The sequence below is a fragment of the Amycolatopsis sp. NPDC033938 genome, assembly GCF_055575975.1.
Genome location: NZ_JBVIRO010000035.1, coordinates 18,860 through 37,458 on the forward strand (window position 1 = coordinate 18,860; position 18,599 = coordinate 37,458).

Genomic DNA, 18,599 nt, shown 5'->3' on the forward strand with positions numbered 1-18,599 from the left:
GGTGGCGACCCTGTCCCCGGCGCGCCCGCACGAGCCCGAGCCGCTCGACGACAAGGAACTGCGCGGCCTGAACGTGGTCCGCCGGTTCGGCGCGGTCGGTTCCCTGTTCCTCGCCCTCGGTTCACTCGGCGCCGGAGCCGCACCGGTGATCAACCCGGTCCAGGAGATCCCGGTCCTGCGGCTGTTCACCCGGATCCCGATGGTCTCGCTCGCGATGGGCCTGGCCGGGATGGCGATCATCGTGCTCAGCTGGTTGCTGCTCGGCCGCTTCGCGCAGCCCGCCCGCCGCCGCCTCGCCACCCAGGGCCAGCTCGCCCGCACCATCGCGCTCTGGTGCGCGCCACTGCTGTTCATCCCGCCGCTGTTCTCCCGCGACGTCTACAGCTATCTCGCGCAGAGCGAGATAGTCGCCCGCGGGATGGACCCGTACTCCCTCGGCCCGGCCGAGGCGCTCGGCGTCTCCGACCCGCTGACCTCGGGTGTCTCCAACATGTGGCGCGAGACCCCGGCGCCCTACGGTCCGCTGCTGCTGCGCCTCGGCGGCTGGCTCTCCCCGCTGAGCAGCGGCAACATCGTCACCGGGGTGCTGTTGCAGCGCGGGCTGGCGCTGATCGGCGTCATCCTGATCATCTGGGCGCTGCCCCGGCTGGCCCGGCGGTTCGGCGTACAGCCCGCCACCGCGCTGTGGCTCGGCGCGGCGAACCCGCTGCTGATCTTCCACTTCGTCGCGGGCGCCCACAACGACGCGCTGGCGATCGGGCTCATGGTGGCCGGACTGGAGATCGGTCTCCAGCGGATGCCGGTGCGCTACAAGCACGACGCCGTCCCGCCGTTGGCCAAGGGCGAAGTGCTGTTCATCGCGCTCGGGGTGGCGATCATCACCCTCGGCGTCGCGGTGAAACTGAACGCGATCCTGGCACTCCCGTTCTTCACGGTGATGGTGGCCAGACGCTGGCACGGCCGGATCAAGGACCTGCTCGCCGCGGCGATCCCGATGGCCCTGTTGTTCGGCGTGGTGCTGGTGGCGGTCTGCTACGGCACCGGCCTCGGCTTCGGCTGGGTCGGCGCGCTCGGGACGCCGGGACTGGTCCGCTCGTGGATCTCGCCGACGTCGGAGCTCGCCGCGCTCGGCGGCGTGCTCGGCATCGCGCTCGGCCTCGGCAACCACACCAACGCGATGGTGCCGATCCTCGGCACGCTCGGCTATCTCGTCGCGGGTGCGGTGACGGTCAAGTTCCTTTGGGACAGCTTCAAATGGCGCTACCGGCCGATCATCGGCCTCGGTGTCTCGCTGGGCGCGGTGATGGTGCTGCACGTCGCGCTCCAGCCCTGGTACCTCCTGTGGGCGATCATCCCGCTCGCCGCGGCGGCCGGGACCTCGCGGTTCCGCATCGCGGCGACGATCGTCACCGCCGTCCTGCCGTTCCTGCTGCCGACGACGGGAAGCACCTTCGAGGGCCGCGGCTTCGTCCTGCCGTTCGCGTGGGCCGCCGCCGGGGTCGTCACGCTACTGGGGCTGTTCGTCGTCCACCGCCTCTCGCCCCTGCTGCTGTCCAGACCGTCCCCGGAGCATTCGGTCCCCGCGTGAGCCCGTATCGTGACCTGTCGTGAACGCCCCCGCCGTCGAGATCACCGGGCTGGTGAAACGCTACGGATCCACCACCGCGGTCGATGGACTCGACCTGCGGATGGAACGTGGCACACTGCTCGCGCTGCTCGGCCCGAACGGGGCCGGCAAGACCACCACCGTCGAAATCTGCGAAGGCTTCCTGCGGGCTGACGACGGCGAAGTCCGCGTGCTGGGATTGAATCCTTCGCAGGACGGATCCGCGCTGCGGCCGCGGATCGGCGTGATGCCCCAAGGCGGCGGCGCCTATCCCGGCGTCCGCGCCGACGAGATGCTCGGGCTGGTCGCCGCGTGCGCCGCGAATCCGCTCGATCCCGCGTGGCTGCTGGACGTCCTCGGGCTCGCGGGAGCGCGGAAGACGCCGTTCAAACGCCTCTCCGGTGGGCAGCAGCAGCGGCTCTCCCTGGCCTGCGCGCTCGTCGGGCGCCCGGAACTGCTCTTCCTCGACGAACCGACGGCGGGGATGGACCCGCAGGCCCGTCGCCTGGTCTGGGATCTGCTCGAAGCGCTGCGCGCCGACGGGGTCAGCGTGCTGCTGACCACCCATCTGATGGAAGAGGCCGAAACGCTGGCCGACACCGTGGTGATCGTGGATCACGGCAAGGTCGTGGTCGAAGGCTCGCCGCGTTCGCTGACCGTCGACTCCGGCGAGGCCGCGCAGCTGCGGTTCAAGGCCCGTACGCGGCTCGACACCGGCCTGCTGACCGCGGCCCTGCCCGAAGGTCACCTCGTGCGCGAGTCCGCGCCGGGGACCTATCTCGTCGAAGGCGCGATAAGTCCGCAGGTGGTGTCGACGGTGACGGCTTGGTGCGCGCAACAGGGCGTCATGCCCGAGGAGCTGCAGGTCGGCAGGCGCACGCTGGAAGAGGTCTTCCTGGAGCTGACCGGACGGGAGCTGCGCGCATGACCACGACGCCGACGCCGCGGTTCGCCGCCGGCACGTTCACCCCGGCCCCCGGCAGGGGTTCGCTCGGCAAGATGCTGCGCACGCACGCGAAGGTCGAGGCGAGCCTGACCCTGCGCCACGGCGAACAGATCCTGCTGACCCTGCTCATCCCGCTCGCGCTGCTGATCGGCTTGTCCCTGCTGGACATCCTGCCGTCGGCACAGCTCGGCTCGGCGTCCAAAGTGGACTGGATCACGCCGAGGATCCTCGCGCTCGCGGTGATGTCGTCCGCGTTCACCGGACAGGCCATCGCGCTCGGCTTCGACCGCCGGTACGGCGTCCTCAAACGACTTTCCGCCACCGCGCTGCCGCGCTGGCTGCTGATCGCCGGCCGGGTGGCCGCCGCGCTGGTCGTGGTCGCACTGCAGGCGGTGATCCTCGGTGCCGTGGCCGCGCTGCTGGGCTGGTCACCGTCACTCGGCGGGATCCTCGGCGCGATCCCGTTCCTGATCATCGGCACCTTCGCGTTCGGGGCGCTGGGACTGCTGCTCGGCGGGGCGCTGCGCGCGGAGGCCGTGCTGGCGCTGGCGAACATCGTCTGGTTCGTGCTGCTGCTCGCGGGCGGCATCCTGCTGGCGCCGTCGACGATGCCGTCGGGACTGGCGACGTTCGTCGAACTGCTGCCCTCGGGCGCGCTCGCCGAAGGGCTTCGCTCGGTGCTGCTCGACGGGTCGTTCGGCTGGGGCCCGTTCGCGGTCCTCGCCGGCTGGGGTGTGGCCGCGGGCGCGCTGGCGAGCAAGACCACGCGCCTGACCTGAGGCGGCCGACACAGGGAGACGCGGCCGGTGGAACGCTCTCAGGAAGGGCGTTCTAGCATCGGACGGTGCCGTTCCAGAGCCTTGTAGCGCGTCTGCCGTATCCCTCGTCCGCGGTTCAGCGAGCGGTCGCGATCGCGGCGGTGATCGCGCAGGCCGGAATCGGGGTCACCGGTTCGGTCGTCCGTGTCACGGGTTCGGGCCTCGGCTGCCCGACCTGGCCACAGTGCGTCGAAGGCAGCATCGTCCCCGTGGCGCATCCCGAATTCGACGCGCTCAACCAGTGGATCGAGTTCAGCAACCGGATGCTGACCGGCGTCGTCATTCTCGTCGCCGCGTTGTGCGTGATCACCGCGTGGCGCGTGCAGATCGAGCACCCGAGCCGCCGTCGGCTGGTGAAGCTGGCCTGGACGATGCCCGCGGGTGTGGTGCTGCAGGCCGTCGTCGGCGGGATCACCGTGCTCGCGAAACTCGAATGGTGGACCGTCGCACTGCACTTCCTGGCCTCCACTCCCCTGGTCTGGCTCGCGGTGCTGCTGCTTCGCGCGTTCAACGAGGGCGACGAGCCCGCCCGCTGGCTGATCCCGGACGCGGGCCGCAAGACGCTGATCGTGCTCGCCGCGTCGATGTGGGCCGTTCTGGCCGCGGGCACCACCGTGACCGGCGCCGGCCCGCACGGCGGGGATCCCGGCACCCACCGCCTCCAGGCCCCGATCGAGACGCTCACCCAGATCCACGGCGGGCTGCTGGTGGTCTACCTGATCGTCCTCGCCGTCTTCGGCCTCCTGCTGATGCGCGGCGGAACACCGAAGCAGGTGTGGCGGCGCTACACGATCGTGTGGGTGGTCGCGCTCGCCCAAGGCGTCCTCGGCTCGGTGCAGTACGCCCTGGGTGTGCCGGAGGCGCTGGTCTCACTCCACGTCCTCGGCTCCGCGCTGGTGATCATCTCGACCGCCGCGCTGTGGTGCGTATCACGCGATCGTGGTTCCGTGCCGGTTTCGCAGGCCGCTGACCGGGAACTCGCCACCTCGAACTGACCCACCGGCAAACCGGACGTAACCCCCGGGCGGGGTGCTCGCCAGACACTGCCCTTACGCTGCGTTCGGTACCCCGCACGGGGGTCACCACCGAGTCGAGGCACGAGGTGTCGTATGACCGCCAGCACCGAGCCGGACGCACCGGCCAGTCCGTCCAAACCCCTGATCTCCCACCGGCGGGGCTCCGGGGAGATGCTGATACTCAAGACCTTCCTGCTGGTCCCGTTCGTCGCGCTGCTCGCCGCCGTGCCGATCGTGTGGGGCTGGGGCATGACCTGGGTGGATCTCGTGCTGGCGGCCGTTTTCTACACCTTCGGGACGCTCGGCGTGACCGTCGGCTACCACCGCTACTTCACCCACGGCGCGTTCAAGGCCGGACGACCGCTGCGGGTCGCGCTGGCCATCGCCGGTGGCTTCGCGGTGCAGGGATCGGTCATCTTCTGGGTGGCCAGTCACCGCCGGCACCACGCCTTCGCCGACCGCGAAGGCGACCCGCACTCCCCCTGGCTGTTCGGGACGTCGCCCACGGCGCTGCTGCGCGGTTTCTGGCATGCGCACATGGGCTGGATGTTCAGCCGCGAGGTGACCAACTACGAGCGTTTCGCGCCGGACCTGGTGGCCGACAAGGACCTTCGCGTGGTGAACCGCTACTTCTGGCTGTGGATCACGCTCAGCCTGGCGCTGCCCGCGGTACTCGGCGGGCTGATCAGCTGGTCGTGGTGGGGTGTGGTGACCGGGTTCTTCTGGGCCGGGCTGGTCCGCATCGCGTTCCTGCACCACGTCAGCTGGTCGGTGAACTCGATCTGTCACCTGATCGGCGAGCGCCCCTTCGCCAGCCGCGACAAGGCGGCGAACTTCTGGCCGCTGGCGATCCTGTCCATGGGCGAATCGTGGCACAACTCCCACCACGCCGACCCGACGTGCGCGCGGCACGGTGTCCTGCGTGGACAGCTCGACGTGTCGGCACGGGTGATCTGGCTGTTCGAGAAGTTCGGCTGGGCGCGGGACGTGCGGTGGCCGAAGCCTGAGCGGTTGGCCGCGAAGCGCGTGAAGCCCGCCTGACGCTCTCCTAGCGTGCTATGAAAGGTCCTTTCCTTGCAAAATTTGCAAGGAAAGGACCTTTCATAGCATCGCGGGAGGCGGGTCAGGCGAGTTGCTGCCGGACAGCGGAGGCGAAACGCCAGGCTGCGGAAGCGTCGGTCTGCCGGAAACCGAGCGAAGGCTCGACGAGCTCCAGTTCCAGCAGCAGCGGCCTGCCATCCCGTCCGGTGACGAGGTCGACGCGGGCGTAGAGCAGCTCCGCGCGCAGGATCCCCAGCAACGCCGCTGTCGCGTCCAAAACGTCTTCGGCCAGCGCGCGGAACGACGCGGACGGCTGCGCGGGGGCGAGCTTTTCCGTGACGTACAAACCGGATTCGTCGAGTTCCCTGCCCAGCATCGCGGCCTTCGAGAACGCGTGCGAGTACACACCGCCCAAGAACACCAGCGCGAGTTCGCCTTCGGTGTCCACACTGGACTGGTACGGCTGCACCACCGCGGTGTGCCCCTCGGCGTGGAGCCGCCGCAGATGCGACGCGGCGTCCTCGCCGGACGCGAATTTCCCGACGTTCCGCGATCCGACGCCGATCGCGGGCTTCACTACGAACTCACCTTTTGGCCAGCGCGGGGCGTCGTCTCCCGGCGCGATCAGCGTCGTCGGCACGACCGCGACCCCGGCGTCGCCGAGTTCGGCCAGATAGGACTTGTCGCTGTTCCAGCGCACGACTTCGGCCGAATTGGCCAACGCTGGCACGGATTCGGCCCAGGACAGGAACTCGTCGCGGCGCTCGGCGTAGTCCCAGGTGGCGCGCAGCACGACGATGTCCGCGGCGCCGAAGTCGACGGTCGTGTCGTCCCAGGCGGCCCAGCGGCTCTTGAAGCCGAGGTCGGCCAGCGCCTCGGGAACGGCGTGCTCGTCACCGTCGCTTTCCGGCAGCGCCGAACAGGCGACGAGGATCGCGGAACCGCTCACTTCCCCGCCATCCGGCGGCGGTGCTCGGCGCCGATCTTGGTGGCCTTCACGGTCTCGCTGTCCCACTCGGCGGGCTCGAGGTCTTCGACGGCCTCGACCAGCGCCTCGCCGGCCTCCGTGGAGGCGACGACGACGTCGCCGAGCGCGCCGTCGGCACCCACGAGCACGACCCGGGCACCGATCCGGCCGATGTTCTCCACCACCGCGCGCGACGGCTTCCCATGCCGCTTCACGAAGTCGCGGGCGGCCGCGACCTGGCGCGACGTGGGGGCGGCGGTCTCGGTCTTCTCTTCGGTCTCAGCCACGGCCAGAGCTTAACCGCGAAATGCCCGTGGCGCGGAATAACCGTGGCGTCGGCCATAGTTGTGCCGGTCGGAAAGACCTTGAACAAGGAGGATGTATGCCCACGGCAGTGCAGATCCGGCGAACCGGTGGTCCCGAAGTCCTTGAACTCTCCGAAGTCGAGGTCGGTGAGCCCGGAGCCGGTGAACTGCTCGTGGACGTCGCCGCGGCGGGCGTCAACTACATCGACACGTATCACCGCGAGGGCATCTACCCCGTCGACACGCCGTTCATCCTCGGTATGGAGGGCGCCGGCACGGTGGCCGCGATCGGTCCGGAGGTGACCGGTTTCGCCATTGGCGACCCCGTCGCCTGGCAAGGCTCGCTCGGCAGCTACGCGCAGCGCCGTCTGGTCCCCGCCTCGATCGCGGTGAAGATCCCGGACGGCGTGACCGAGGAGACCGCCGCCGCGACGATGCTCCAGGGTGTCACCGCGCACGCGCTGATCGCCTCGACCTACGAGGTCAAGGCCGGTGACGACGTCCTGATCCACGCCGCCGCGGGCGGGATGGGCCTGCTGCTGGTGCAGCTGGCCAAGGCACGCGGCGCGCGGGTGATCGGCACCGTGTCCACCGACGAGAAGGCCGAACTCGCCAAACAGGCGGGCGCGGACGACGTCATCCGCTACGACCAGGTCGATTTCGCCAAGGCGGTCCGCGAACTCACCGACGGCAAGGGGGTCGCGGTGGTCTACGACGGCGTCGGCAAGTCCACTGTGGACGGCAGCCTGGCGAGCCTGAAGATCCGCGGCCTGCTCGCCCTCTACGGCGCGGCCAGCGGCCCGGTGCCGCCGATCGACCCGCAGCTGCTCAACCGCAGCGGCTCGGTGTACCTCACCCGGCCGACCTCCGCGCACTACGTACTCACCCGCGAGGAATTGGAGTGGCGGGTGAACGAACTCTTCGCCGCCGTCCAGGACGGCTCGCTGAACATCCGGATCGGCGGCCGCTACCCGCTGGCCGACGCCCGCCAGGCGCACGAAGACCTCCAGGGAAGGCGCACCACCGGCAAGCTTCTGCTGATCCCGTGAGCACACGCTGGCCGGAAGAGGTCCGGCTGACCGGCGAAGGGCTCGTCCTGCGGGACTGGACCGAGGACGACATCGCGTTCATGCCCGGCCTGTTCGACAATCCCGCCGTCGCGCGCTTCACGCCGTTGCCCTCGCCGTTCGACGAGGTGGCGGCGAAGGGCCACTACGAGAAGGCCGTCACCCGCCGGACGGAGGGCTCGGGGCGGCGGCTCGCCATTACGACCGACGGCGACGAGCCGCTCGGCGAGGTGGTGCTGTTCCTGCACGAAGAGGGACACGCCGAGCTCGGCTACGCGGTCGGACCGGCCCATCGAGGGCAGGATCTCGCGGCGCGGTCCCTGCGGGTGCTCACCGCTTATGCGCTGAAGCTCGGCCTCGGACCACTCCGGCTGAAGATCGACGCGAAGAACGCGGCGAGCGAAGCCGTCGCGCGCCGGGTCGGCTATGTCCTGGCCGACGTTCCACCGGAGACCAAGGTCGAGAAGGGGCTGGAGCGCACCCTGCTCACCTGGGAGTACGCCGGGTCCTAGTCCGTGAAGGCCTCCTTGAGGGGCTCGCCTTTGCTTACCCACTGGGGTGGAGCTTGTGCGGGTTGCCGGTGCGATCCGGGTGGGGAAGATTCCGGCCGTTGAGCGTCCGGAATCTTCCGTTGATCAAGAGGTGAGACCGGGCGACGATGCCCGCGGAACCACCCTCGTCCAGGTCAGGCGTAGGCCAAAGTCCGTGAAGGCCTCCTTCACTACCTTCAGAGTAGGGAAGGAGGCCTTCACGGACCTTCAGCGCAGAGAGCGCACCCGGACCGCTCGCAGCCGGAACTCGTCCTGTTCCGCGTGCTCGACGGTCAGTTCGACCTCGTCACCCACGTCGAGCTTCCGGAATTCACCGGGCCCGAAACCTTCCAGCATCGAGTAGTGGACCCAGATGGGGTCGGCGAAATCCGCCGACTCGACGACCCCCCATCCGTCGTCCACCAGCCACGTACGGACCCGTCCGTGGTGGACCCGTCCGTCCGAAGTCCCCATCAGCCCTTGTCGGTGGGGACGCTCACCGCGTCGGTGACGAAGACGAGGGTCTCGTTCGGCGCGATGCCGCGTCCTCCCTGGCCGTAGGCGAGGTCCGGCGGGATGATCAGCAGCCGCCGCGCGCCCTGCTTGATCCCTTCCAGGCCCTGGTCCCAGCCCTTGATGACGTCACCGGCGCCGAGGGTCAGGCCGAACGGCTCCCCCCGGTCGAAGGAGCTGTCCAGCTTCTGCTTGTTGGACCAGGTGACCAGCGAATAGTTCATCTTCAGGTTCGCGCCCGCCTTGGCGCCCTCGCCGGTGCCGGGTTCGAGGTCCTTGGTGATGAGCTTCTTCGGCGGATCGCAGTCGTCCGGGATGGTGATGGTCGGCGCCTCCCCGAACTTCCCGGTGGTCTTGACGTCCTCCGCCGTGCATTCCTTGCCCTTCGGGGCGGCCGGAGCCGAAGACGGCGCCGACGCGGGGGCCGCGCCGGAGGACGACTGTACGGAACCTGCGGTGTTCTGTTTCTCGCCACAGGCCGCCAGGGCGAGGACGCCCGCGCCGATGACCACGATCTTGCCGAATGTGCGCATGCGGCCGACCTTAACCAAGACCCTCCAGCGCCGGAACAAGGTCACCGGTCTGCACTACGCCCATCCGACGGGTCGCCCTGGTCAGGGCCACATAGAGATCGTTGAGCCCGCGCGGCGACTCGGCGACGACCTCGTCCGGCGCGATCAGCACCACGGAGTCGAACTCGAGGCCCTTCGCCCGGTCCACCGCCATCACCGACACCCGGTCCCCCGCCTCACCGAGGGTCTCCGAGACAGGAGCGACCCGGGAAGCCGGGCACAGCACGGCGACCGTCCCACCGTCCACAGCGGACAGTTCGGCCGCCACGATCCCCGGCAGTCCGGCGGCGAGGCCGTCCGGTGCCACCGAGCGCAGCCAGGGCTCGAAACCCGTCTCCCGCACCGAAACCGGCGCTTCGAGCTCCGGATTGACGTCGGCGAGCACTCGCGCCGCGACGGCCATGATCTCGGCCGGGGTCCGGTAGTTCACGGTCAGCTCTTCGAGCCGCCAGCGGTCGGCGACGTAGGGCGAGAGCACCTCGCCCCAGGACCGCGCGCCGCCGGAAGCGCCGGTCTGCGCGACGTCACCGACGAGCGTCATCGACCGGTTCGGCGACCTGCGCATCAGCAGCCGCCAGTCCATCGCGGTCAATTCCTGCGCCTCGTCGACGATCACGTGCCCGAAGGTCCAGGTCCGGTCCTGCGCGGCCCGCTGTGCCGCGGTCATCTCGCTGCGGCGCTGCTGGCGTTCGGCGAACAGCTCGGCGTCGAGGACGTCGCTCACCCGCAGCAGTTCCTCGTCGATGATCTCCTCGTCCTGTTCGAGGATGTCGAGCACACCTTCCGCGTACGCGCGGTCTTCCCGCTCGCGGCGGACGCGCTCGGCCCTGGCGTCGGTGTCGTCCTCGCCAAGCAGCTCGGCGAGTTCGTCGAGCAGCGGGACGTCTGCCGGGCTCCACTGCGCGTCCGTCGGGCTGTAGAGGTGCTCACGATCGGTGTCCGACAAGGCTTTCCCGGCCGCGCTGCGCAACCGATCAGGGTCGGCGAAGAGCTCGTCGAGCACGATTTCGGGGGTGAGCGTCGGCCAGAGTCCGTCGAGCGCGGCGGCCACGTTCTTGTCGGCGGCGACCTCGGCGCGGATGTCCTGGACGTCGCGCGCGTCGAGCAGGTCCTCCCCCAGTTTGCGGGCGGCCTGCCGGGTCAGCGCGTCGAGGACGTCGGAGACGAAGATCCGCCGCGCGAGGTTGTGCGGACGGCGTGACCGGCGGGCCCGTGTCCGCGCCTCGGTGCAGGTCTTGCGGTCGAGCATGAGGATCTCGCGCTCGAACTCGATCTCCAGCACCGGCTCCGGCACCCGCTGACGGTCACGGACGGCGTTGGCGAGCACGTCGGCCATCACCGCGCGGCCCTTGACCTCGGCGGCCTCGCGGGTGACCTGGCCGACGGCGTCGAGGCCCGGGTACAGCTGCCCGATGGTGGCCAGCAGCACCCCGGTCTCGCCGAGCGACGGCAGAACCTGCCCGATGTAGCGGAGGAAGGTGCTGTTCGGCCCGACCACGAGCACGCCGCGGGTGGTGAGCTGCTGCCGGTGCGTGTAGAGCAGGTACGCCGCGCGGTGCAGCGCGACCGCGGTCTTTCCGGTGCCCGGTCCGCCCTGTACCACCAGGACGCCGTTCGGTGACGCGCGGATGATGCGGTCCTGCTCGGCCTGGATGGTGGCGACGATGTCGCTCATCTCACCGGTGCGGCGGCGTTCGAGCGCGGCCAGCAGTGCCGCCTCCCCCGCGAGGCCGAGGTCCTGGCCCTGGTCGGCGGCGGAGAGATCGAGGATCTCGTCGTCGACGCCGACGACCTTCCGGCTCAGCGACCGGATGTGCCGCCGCCGTCGGACACCTTCGGGTGAGGCGGCGGTGGCGAGATAGAAGGGCCGCGCGACCGGCGCGCGCCAGTCGACGAGCAGCGGACGGTAGTCGTCGTCCTCGTCGAACAGCCCGAGCCGCCCGATGTAGGTGGTCTCCTCCGCGTGCTCGGGGAGGAAGTCGAGGCGGCCGAAGCACAGGCCCTGTTCGACGGAGCTCAGCTGGGACAGCCTGTCGGTGTACAGCGTCGTCGCGACATCGCGTTCGGTGCGTGCCTGCGGAGTGCCGCCGGTCTGGCGCAGCGTCTGGTCGAGCCTGCGCTGGGCGTCGACGCGTTCGGCGTCGAGCTTGCGGTACAGGGTGGTGACGTACTCCTGTTCGAGTGCGACGTCGGTGTCCGTCGCATCGAGATCCCGGTCCGGGGACACGGACAAATGCGGCCTGCTTTCGAGAGGTGGTACAGGGGCGATCGACGTACAACGACGCCGGCCATTCTCGCATTCCCGCCCGGCCGCTCCGCCGCGCTGACCACCAACACCCGATCCGACGTGACGACGTCGCACTCCCCGGGTGAACATTGTCGCCAAGGTGACGGGCTGCTACTGTGCCCTCGCGCACGGCTCAGGGTCGGTCAGTGCGCCATGTCACCTGGGGGTCAGGTATGCGGCCGAGCGACGTCGATTGACGTGCGGACGACGCGCACATTTCTTTCCATGAGCCTGCCCGTTCGCTTGTTGTTGATCAACAACTTCGGTGTGAATCTCGGGTTCTACCTCATCATCCCGCACCTCGCGGCACACCTTGGCGACCTCGGGCTCACCGTCGCCGCGGTCGGTCTCGTCATCGCCGTCCGATCCCTGAGCCAGCAAGGAATGACGTTGGTCAGCGGGTCCGCGGCCGACCGGCTCGGACCACGTGGGCTCATTCTCCTCGGCTGCGCGCTCCGCACGGTGGGGTTCGGCATGTTCGCCTTCGTGGAGAGCCTTCCGGCGGTACTGGTGGCGTCGGTGCTGACCGGACTCGCCGGCGCCCTGTTCGGCCCCGCCGCCCGCACCTACCTCACCCGGGCCGTCGAGGAGGAGCGGCGGCTGACCGCGTACGCGCTCTACAGCGCTGCTCACAACGCGGGCGCCCTCCTCGGTCCCTTGCTCGGCAGCGCGCTGCTTCTGGTCGACTTCTCCGCCGTAGCGGTCGTGGCGGCGGCGGTGTTCGCCCTCATGACCGTCGGACAGGCGTTGCTCCTCCCGCCGCAACCACCCGAACCGGCGCGGCAGTCCGTGCTGCGCGACTGGCGAGAAGTGCTCTCCACACCGGGTTTCGTGGTCTACACCATCGCCGCCTCAGGTCTGTACGTCGCCTTCAACCAGCTCTATCTCCTGATCCCGCTCGAAGTCGAACGGGTGACCGGCTCCGCCGCCGCGATCAGCCTGGTATTCGTCATCAACACGGTGATCGGCCTGACCTGCAGCGTGCCGCTCACGCGCTTCTGCGTAACGCGTTTCGGGGCGGTGAGGACACTGTCCATCGGCCTCATGCTGTGCGCGTTGTCCTTCGTCGTGCCGGCACTCAGTGCGACATGGCAGACCTCCGCCGCGCCGGTCGGCAGCCTGACCCCGGCGGCGATTCCCTCCCTTTTGCTGACCATGGTCCCGATGCTTTCGTCGACCGTCGTCCTGTCCGTGGGTTGCGCGGTCGCCTTCCCCGTGTCGACCGATCTGGCGGTCTCCTACGTCCGGAGCGGCCTCAGCGGAACCGCCATCGGCGTGGCCGGCACCGCTTCCGGCGTCGGAGGTGCGGCCGGGACCGCTCTGTCCGGGCTGCTGGTGGACGTGGCCGAGCAAGCCGGACTCCCCGCGCTGCCATGGCTTTCGTTGTCGCTGGCCTGTGCGGGGGCGGGCTGGGTCGTGCTGATTCTGCGACGTCGCGGCAAGGTCCCGAACGGATCCGGCGTCGTCAAAGCGTGAGCATCATCCTCGTGTTGCCGAGCGTGTTGACCTTGGCCTTACCCAAATCCAGGAACAACGACGCGTCATCCACGGCGAGAAGCCCCATCCGGCCGCAGCCCACCGACACCGGCTGCGGCTCCTCGGCGAGCACCCGGAAGCCGTGACGAGCGAAGAACCCGGTCTCGAAGGTCAACACGAACACGTCCCGCAGCCCCGCCGCGGCGGCCTCCGCGAGCAGCCGCCGGATCAGCAGCGACCCGATACCCCGGCCATGCTGACCGGACCGGACGGCCACGGTACCTATCTCGCCGAGCCCTTCGGAGCGAATGTGCAAGGCACCGCAGGCGAGCAGTTCCCCACCATCGTCCACCACGAAGAAGTCCGGCATCTCACGGTAGAACGCCGCCAGTTCCTTCCCCAGCATGACAGTCCCGGAGTACTGGTCGACGAGATCCTTCATGGATCGTAGATCATGGGCTTCTGCTCGACGCACGACGAAAACCACGGGCGATCACGCTAGGACACGCGAGCGCACCTGTCCAGGACAATTCTGCCGTCGCGGTCTTCCGCCTGAAGTATTCCGGCGATGGTGGCGTTCTTTTCGTTCGGCTGACCGGTATGCGCCACGGCCTTTTCCACGCCTTACCCTGATGCGAAGAACAGATCCGACAGAATATCTCACCACGAAAGAAAATCTCGATAAAAGCCCGGTTTTCGTTCACGAGCAACACCGGCCATGCCGCGCCTACCAAAATCCCGCCGACCATCGGAATCTTTGCAGAACACGTCGCGGACTGCACTTACATCAGTTTTCCGGGGTGACGGCTCCGAAATTCGACACTTCCGACCCGCGGCCGAGAACGGCCGCGAACTGCTTGCCGGACCACCTCACGCTCTGCCATAATCATCCGCAGGCTTGACACGCTTCCGAGCGTCGCCAAATCACTGGGGTCGTGATATTTGGAGCTATTCGCGAGACGCTCGGAGCAGTCTAACTCATACCAGCGGCGCAGCCGGCCTGCTGGATCCTCGTATGACCGAAGACTATTCCGCAACGATCGAAAATTCGGCCGTCATCGCCGGCCGAACTGGGGGTACGTGTGCTGAATGAACTCGAGGCGGTCGACATCAAAGGCGACCTGCGCGAACAAGGCTATTCCCTCGTCCGAGCCGAGGATCTGCCGCTGGATCCCGCGGTGCGGAGGCACGAGGCGACGCTGGCCGCAGAATGGGACAATCTCGGCGCGGACAACTATCTGAAGAACGGTGGCCGCTTCCGTGAGCGCCGCTATGGCCGCTTCTGCTATATCCCGGCCGAGCGCAGTATCCGCTTGCTCGCCCACCGTCCTTATTTCCAGTCGGAGATGGCGAACTCCTACGCCGGCGGTATCCAGCGCGTGGTCGATCCGGTGACGGAGACCTCCGTGAAGAACCCTCTCATGAACGCCCTCATCGAATTCAACTACGCCCAGTTTCCCGCGAAGGACGAGTACGCGCACGACGCGTGGGAAGTGGCATGTCACCAGTTCCGGATCATCGCCAGGCCGGAGGAGGTGGGTGAACCGACGCCCGAAGGCATTCACCGCGACGAGATCGACTTCGGTGCGATCCATCTGATGTCCAAGACGAATGTCACCGGCGGGCTGTCCAAGATCTACGACAACGACCGCGAGCAGATCACCGAGTTCGCCTTGGAATCGAGGATGGACACGATGTTCTGGGCGGATCGGGACGTCCTGCACGCCGTCACGCCGATCAAACCGGCCGATATGAGCCGAGCCGCCGTGCGAGACATCCTCATCCTCGGCTATCGCCGTGTTCCGGAGTTGCGTGACGAACTCTGACGGTTCCCGACCAGGGGTGCCGAAGCACTAGTAGAATGAGTGGAACATTGAGCAGCGGTACCAAGCAGCAGTCGTCCCTGACACCAGTGGTGATCGGGGCACTGGTCGTCGTCTACATCGTATGGGGCTCGACCTATCTGGCGATCGACCTGACACTGGCCACCATGCCGCCGTTCCTCATGACCGGAGCGCGGTTCCTGATCGCCGGGCTCATCCTGTTCGCCTTCCTGCTGATCCGCGGATACAAGTTGCCCACCGGCAAGCAGTGGCTCAACTGCTTGGTCATCGGCGGCTTGATGCAGTGCGGCTGCGTGGGCAGCATCGCGATCGCCCAGCAGACGATCACGAGTGGTCTCGCTTCCGTCGGTATCGCGACAGTGCCCATCTGGACGGCTTTGCTCGCCGGTGCCTTCACCCGCCGGTGGCCGAACCAGTATGAGGTGATCGGTATCCTCTGCGGATTCGTCGGCGTGATCCTGCTGAACCTCGAAGGCGGCATTTCCGGCGCGTCCAAGGGCGCGATCATCATCGTGGCCGCCTCCCTGTTCTGGTCGATCGGTTCGGTGATGAGCCAGCACGTCGAGCTGCCGCAAGGCCCGATGGCGTACGCGGCCGAGATGCTGGCCGGCGGCGCGATCACCGCCGTGATCGGGTTCTTCGTCTTCGGCGAGTCGTTCACGTCCGCGCCCGACGCCGGTGCCCTCTGGGCGTGGGCGTACTTGGTCGTGGCAGGTTCGCTCGGCGCCTACAGCGCCTACATGTACTTGCTGCACAAGGTCCGGACGGCGCTGGCGACCAGTTACACGCTGGTGACCCCCGCGGTGGCCGTGATGCTCGGCTGGTGGTTCCTGAACGAGGAGATCAACCTGCTGACCGTGCTGTCCGTGGCCGCGGTGGTCTGCGGGGTCGCCTTCATCTTCAAGGGCCGTGCCGTCAAGACGAAGACCGAGGAAACCGCGGAAAAGCAGGCAACCGAGGTCGAGTCCCCCGAGAAGACATCTTAACCTGACAGGCCGAGAAATCCGCCCCAATCCGAAATTGGGGCGGATTTCTCCGCGAACACAAAAAACCAACCACATTAAGGCTGGGGGAAAATGATCAAGGAGAGCGTTCTATTCATCGGTGACACTTCCCGCTGGAGCAAATTGGCGGCCAATTACCTCAAAGACGTATTCGAGCAGACCGACGTCCTGCTCTGGGATCATGGCGATGCCAAACCCGAAATCGTGGACACCTGGTCCGGCGACCATGTCTTCTGCTTCAAGGCCGACCTCGTGCTCACTCCGGAACTACTGTCGAGAACGAGAAGAAGTTCGGTCAACTTTCACCCTTCACCCCCACGCTATCGCGGGGTCGGCGGCTACTATTTCGCACTCGCCGACGGATGCCCGGAATTCGGCGTGACCTGCCACCACATCGTGACCAAGATCGACGCGGGCCAGATCATCCAGGTCAGGCGATTCCCGATCACCCCTGGCGAGACGCCACAGGGCCTGACCGAACGAGCGGCCGCGTACCTGTTGCTGCTGTTCTACGAAATGGTCGACCTCATCCGGACCGGCTCCCCCCTGCCGCACTCCGACGAGGAATGGGGCGATCGCCTGTACACCCGGAAGATGCTCGACGAGTTCTTGCGCACCGGGCGAGTCGCCTCCCTCGACGCCTCGCTGTCCAGAGCTTAGCCACGAAGGAGTGAGTATCAGATGAAGATCGTGCTGGCCTACTCGGGTGGACTCGACACATCACTCGCACTGGCGTGGCTGCAGCGCACGTACGACGCCGAGGTCGTGGCATTCTGCGCGAACATCGGCCAGGTGGAGGATCTTGGCGACGTCGAAGCGCGCGCGAAGGCCAATGGCGCGACGGCGGTACACGTCGAAGACCTCCGCCAGCCCTTCCTGGAGGAGTACGCGTTCCGCGCCCTGCGCGCCGACGCGGTGTTCGAGACGCGCTATCACATGGCGGCATCGCTGAGCAGGCCGCTCATCGCCAAGCGTTTGGTCGAGATCGCCGCCGAGGAGGGCGCCCAGGCGGTGGCACACGGCGCGACGGGCAAGGGCAACGACCAGATCCGCTTCTACTCGGGCATCGTGTCGCTGAATCCGGAACTGAAGGTCATCGCGCCGGTGATGGAGTGGGATCTCATCACCAGGGCGAGGCAGATCGCGTTCGCGGAAGAGCACGACCTTTCGGTGCCGTCGTTCAAAACCAGCCCGTACAGCCGCGACACCAACATCTGGGGAACCAGTGTGGAATGCGGTCCGCTCGACGACATCTCGCTGGCACCACCGGAAGAGGTCTACACCATCACGCGGTCGGCGGAGTCGGCGCCGGATGAACCGCAGCTGGTGCGCATCGGGTTCGAAAACGGCACACCGGTCACCATCGACGACGTGCGGTACGACGCGGTCTCCCTCGTCGAACGCCTCAACGAGCTGGCGGGCACCCACGGCATCGGCCGCATCGACATCATGGAGAACCGTCTGGTCGGCATCAAGGTGCGCGGCGTGTACGAGGCCCCGGCGGCGGCGGTCCTCTACGAAGCACACCGTGAACTGGAAAACCTGGTGCTCGAGCGGGACCTGTTCCAATACAAGGCGCTGCTCTCGAAGAAGTACGCGGAGCTGGTGTACGACGCCAAGTGGTTCTCGGCGCTGCGGGTCTCGCTCGACTCCTTCTTCGACGACGTGCGCGAACGCGTGACGGGCGAGGTGACCGTCAAGCTCTACAAGGGATCGGCGACGGTCGTCTCTCGGCAATCGGAGTACTCGCTGTACCACCTGGACTTCGCGTCCTACGAGTCCGAGGTCGCGTTCGATCACACGGCGGGAACCGGTTTCTCGTACATCTGGTCCATGCCGGGCCGGGTCTCGGGATTGCGCGGCGCGAGCCGCTGAGCGCGTGACTCCTTCGGGTTACTCGGCGGCGTGGGAGCGATACCCGCGCCGCTGAGTCCTCGATTCTGGGTGCCGTATCCCACATTGGCACCGTCCGAGGAGTTCGCCCCGATGCTGACCGTCCAACACAGCCCGACCAACGGCGTCTATCCCGCCACCGCGGATTACGTGCACGCCATGGAGGTGCGTCAGGCCGAGCGGCTGCTTTTCGTCGCGGGCACGATGGGGCTCGATGAGCAGGGCGTTCCCGGTGCGACCCTGGCCGACCAGCTGGACCTGATCTGGTCCAATCTCCGCGCCATTCTCGCCGCCGCGGACATGACCGTGGACAACATCGTGCGCATCACGAGCTATCTGCGTGATCCTTCGTACGCGGAGGCCAACGCGGACGCCCGGGTGAAGGCCCTGAACGGTCGTGTCGTGCCGACCACCGCGATCGTGGCTCAAACGCTGACCAGCGACTGGATGGTGGAGCTGGAGATCATCGCCGCCGGTTGACCCGTGAGTGGCGTGTCCGGGCCGTGAAGGTCTCCTTGAGGGACTCAGAGTCCCTCAAAGTTCCCCTCACCCGGCACGGAAGGCCATCGCGAGCCTCGACAGCACCACCAGCCACAACGGCTGCGCGTGAAGGCCCCCTTCCCTCGGCTGAGCCGAGGGAAGGGGGCCTTCACGCGCTCCCCAAGTACATGAAGGACCCCGTCCTGTACCTAGGCGCAAGGAAGGGGGCCATCA

General features: G+C 67.7%; 19 protein-coding genes. 13 read left to right on the forward strand and 6 right to left on the reverse strand.

The features are described from left to right. The first annotated feature begins 1 nt into the window (after position 1). The 5 genes from mptB (at position 2) to ACZ5ZX_RS41050 (ending at position 5,427) form a co-directional block, all read left to right on the forward strand. Positions 2-1,588, forward strand: coding sequence for a polyprenol phosphomannose-dependent alpha 1,6 mannosyltransferase MptB (gene mptB / locus ACZ5ZX_RS41030; RefSeq protein ID WP_465507426.1), 1,587 nt, complete (start codon positions 2-4; stop codon positions 1,586-1,588). Positions 1,589-1,607: 19 nt separating this feature from the next. Next, the gene (locus tag ACZ5ZX_RS41035) at positions 1,608-2,534 is read left to right on the forward strand and encodes an ABC transporter ATP-binding protein (protein ID WP_465507408.1); all 927 of its coding nucleotides are present in this window, start codon (positions 1,608-1,610) and stop codon (positions 2,532-2,534) included. Next, a complete protein-coding gene (locus ACZ5ZX_RS41040; RefSeq protein WP_465507409.1) occupies positions 2,531-3,331 on the forward strand; it encodes an ABC transporter permease in 801 nt (266 codons plus the stop codon). Before ACZ5ZX_RS41035 ends, ACZ5ZX_RS41040 begins: the two co-directional genes overlap by 4 nt. 65 nt (positions 3,332-3,396) lie before the next feature. Beyond that, positions 3,397-4,365 (forward strand): COX15/CtaA family protein, encoded by a 969-nt coding sequence (locus tag ACZ5ZX_RS41045; protein ID WP_465507410.1) that lies wholly within the window; start codon positions 3,397-3,399, stop codon positions 4,363-4,365. 114 nt (positions 4,366-4,479) lie between these two features. After that, positions 4,480-5,427 (forward strand): acyl-CoA desaturase, encoded by a 948-nt coding sequence (locus ACZ5ZX_RS41050; RefSeq protein WP_465507411.1) that lies wholly within the window; start codon positions 4,480-4,482, stop codon positions 5,425-5,427. Positions 5,428-5,509: 82 nt separating this feature from the next. Here ACZ5ZX_RS41050 and ACZ5ZX_RS41055 read toward each other — a convergent pair whose 3' ends face one another. Further along, positions 5,510-6,376, reverse strand: a complete 867-nt coding sequence (locus ACZ5ZX_RS41055; RefSeq protein WP_465507412.1) for an ATP-grasp domain-containing protein — start codon at positions 6,374-6,376, stop codon at positions 5,510-5,512. Further along, complete coding sequence (locus ACZ5ZX_RS41060; RefSeq protein WP_465507413.1) at positions 6,373-6,681, reverse strand: hypothetical protein; 309 nt, start codon at positions 6,679-6,681, stop codon at positions 6,373-6,375. The genes ACZ5ZX_RS41055 and ACZ5ZX_RS41060 overlap by 4 nt, the downstream gene beginning before the upstream one ends. 95 nt (positions 6,682-6,776) lie before the next feature. On the opposite strand from ACZ5ZX_RS41060, the gene ACZ5ZX_RS41065 reads away from it, so the two are divergent. Next, positions 6,777-7,748: a quinone oxidoreductase family protein gene (locus tag ACZ5ZX_RS41065; protein WP_465507414.1), complete on the forward strand. Its 972-nt coding sequence runs from the start codon at positions 6,777-6,779 to the stop codon at positions 7,746-7,748. Beyond that, the gene (locus tag ACZ5ZX_RS41070) at positions 7,745-8,278 is read left to right on the forward strand and encodes a GNAT family N-acetyltransferase (RefSeq protein WP_465507415.1); all 534 of its coding nucleotides are present in this window, start codon (positions 7,745-7,747) and stop codon (positions 8,276-8,278) included. Before ACZ5ZX_RS41065 ends, ACZ5ZX_RS41070 begins: the two co-directional genes overlap by 4 nt. 246 nt (positions 8,279-8,524) lie before the next feature. Here ACZ5ZX_RS41070 and ACZ5ZX_RS41075 read toward each other — a convergent pair whose 3' ends face one another. The 3 genes from ACZ5ZX_RS41075 to ACZ5ZX_RS41085 are packed head-to-tail and all read right to left on the reverse strand — an operon-like array spanning position 8,525 to position 11,614. Further along, the gene (locus ACZ5ZX_RS41075) at positions 8,525-8,770 is read right to left on the reverse strand and encodes a cold-shock protein (protein WP_465507416.1); all 246 of its coding nucleotides are present in this window, start codon (positions 8,768-8,770) and stop codon (positions 8,525-8,527) included. Then, positions 8,770-9,342: an FKBP-type peptidyl-prolyl cis-trans isomerase gene (locus tag ACZ5ZX_RS41080; protein ID WP_465507417.1), complete on the reverse strand. Its 573-nt coding sequence runs from the start codon at positions 9,340-9,342 to the stop codon at positions 8,770-8,772. The genes ACZ5ZX_RS41075 and ACZ5ZX_RS41080 overlap by 1 nt, the downstream gene beginning before the upstream one ends. Before the next feature lie 10 nt (positions 9,343-9,352). Further along, positions 9,353-11,614: a HelD family protein gene (locus tag ACZ5ZX_RS41085; RefSeq protein WP_465507418.1), complete on the reverse strand. Its 2,262-nt coding sequence runs from the start codon at positions 11,612-11,614 to the stop codon at positions 9,353-9,355. Positions 11,615-11,893: 279 nt separating this feature from the next. Here ACZ5ZX_RS41085 and ACZ5ZX_RS41090 point away from each other — a divergent pair, with 279 nt between their 5' ends. Then, complete coding sequence (locus ACZ5ZX_RS41090; RefSeq protein ID WP_465507419.1) at positions 11,894-13,144, forward strand: MFS transporter; 1,251 nt, start codon at positions 11,894-11,896, stop codon at positions 13,142-13,144. Here ACZ5ZX_RS41090 and ACZ5ZX_RS41095 read toward each other — a convergent pair. Continuing rightward, entirely contained in the window at positions 13,134-13,586 is a 453-nt protein-coding gene (locus ACZ5ZX_RS41095) for a GNAT family N-acetyltransferase (protein WP_465507420.1), read from the reverse strand. The genes ACZ5ZX_RS41090 and ACZ5ZX_RS41095 overlap by 11 nt on opposite strands. Positions 13,587-14,226: 640 nt before the next feature. Between ACZ5ZX_RS41095 and ACZ5ZX_RS41100 the strand changes: the two genes are divergently transcribed. From ACZ5ZX_RS41100 to ACZ5ZX_RS41120, 5 genes are all read left to right on the forward strand, one after another. Beyond that, complete coding sequence (locus tag ACZ5ZX_RS41100) at positions 14,227-14,970, forward strand: 2OG-Fe dioxygenase family protein (protein ID WP_465507421.1); 744 nt, start codon at positions 14,227-14,229, stop codon at positions 14,968-14,970. A 35-nt stretch (positions 14,971-15,005) separates the two neighbouring features. Next, a complete protein-coding gene (gene yedA / locus ACZ5ZX_RS41105; protein ID WP_465507422.1) occupies positions 15,006-15,974 on the forward strand; it encodes a drug/metabolite exporter YedA in 969 nt (322 codons plus the stop codon). A 90-nt stretch (positions 15,975-16,064) separates the two neighbouring features. After that, positions 16,065-16,652, forward strand: coding sequence for a formyltransferase family protein (locus ACZ5ZX_RS41110; RefSeq protein WP_465507423.1), 588 nt, complete (start codon positions 16,065-16,067; stop codon positions 16,650-16,652). 21 nt (positions 16,653-16,673) lie between these two features. Next, entirely contained in the window at positions 16,674-17,867 is a 1,194-nt protein-coding gene (locus ACZ5ZX_RS41115) for an argininosuccinate synthase (RefSeq protein WP_465507424.1), read from the forward strand. Between the two features lie 111 nt (positions 17,868-17,978). Then, entirely contained in the window at positions 17,979-18,365 is a 387-nt protein-coding gene (locus tag ACZ5ZX_RS41120; protein ID WP_465507425.1) for a RidA family protein, read from the forward strand. Positions 18,366-18,599: the final 234 nt, after the last annotated feature.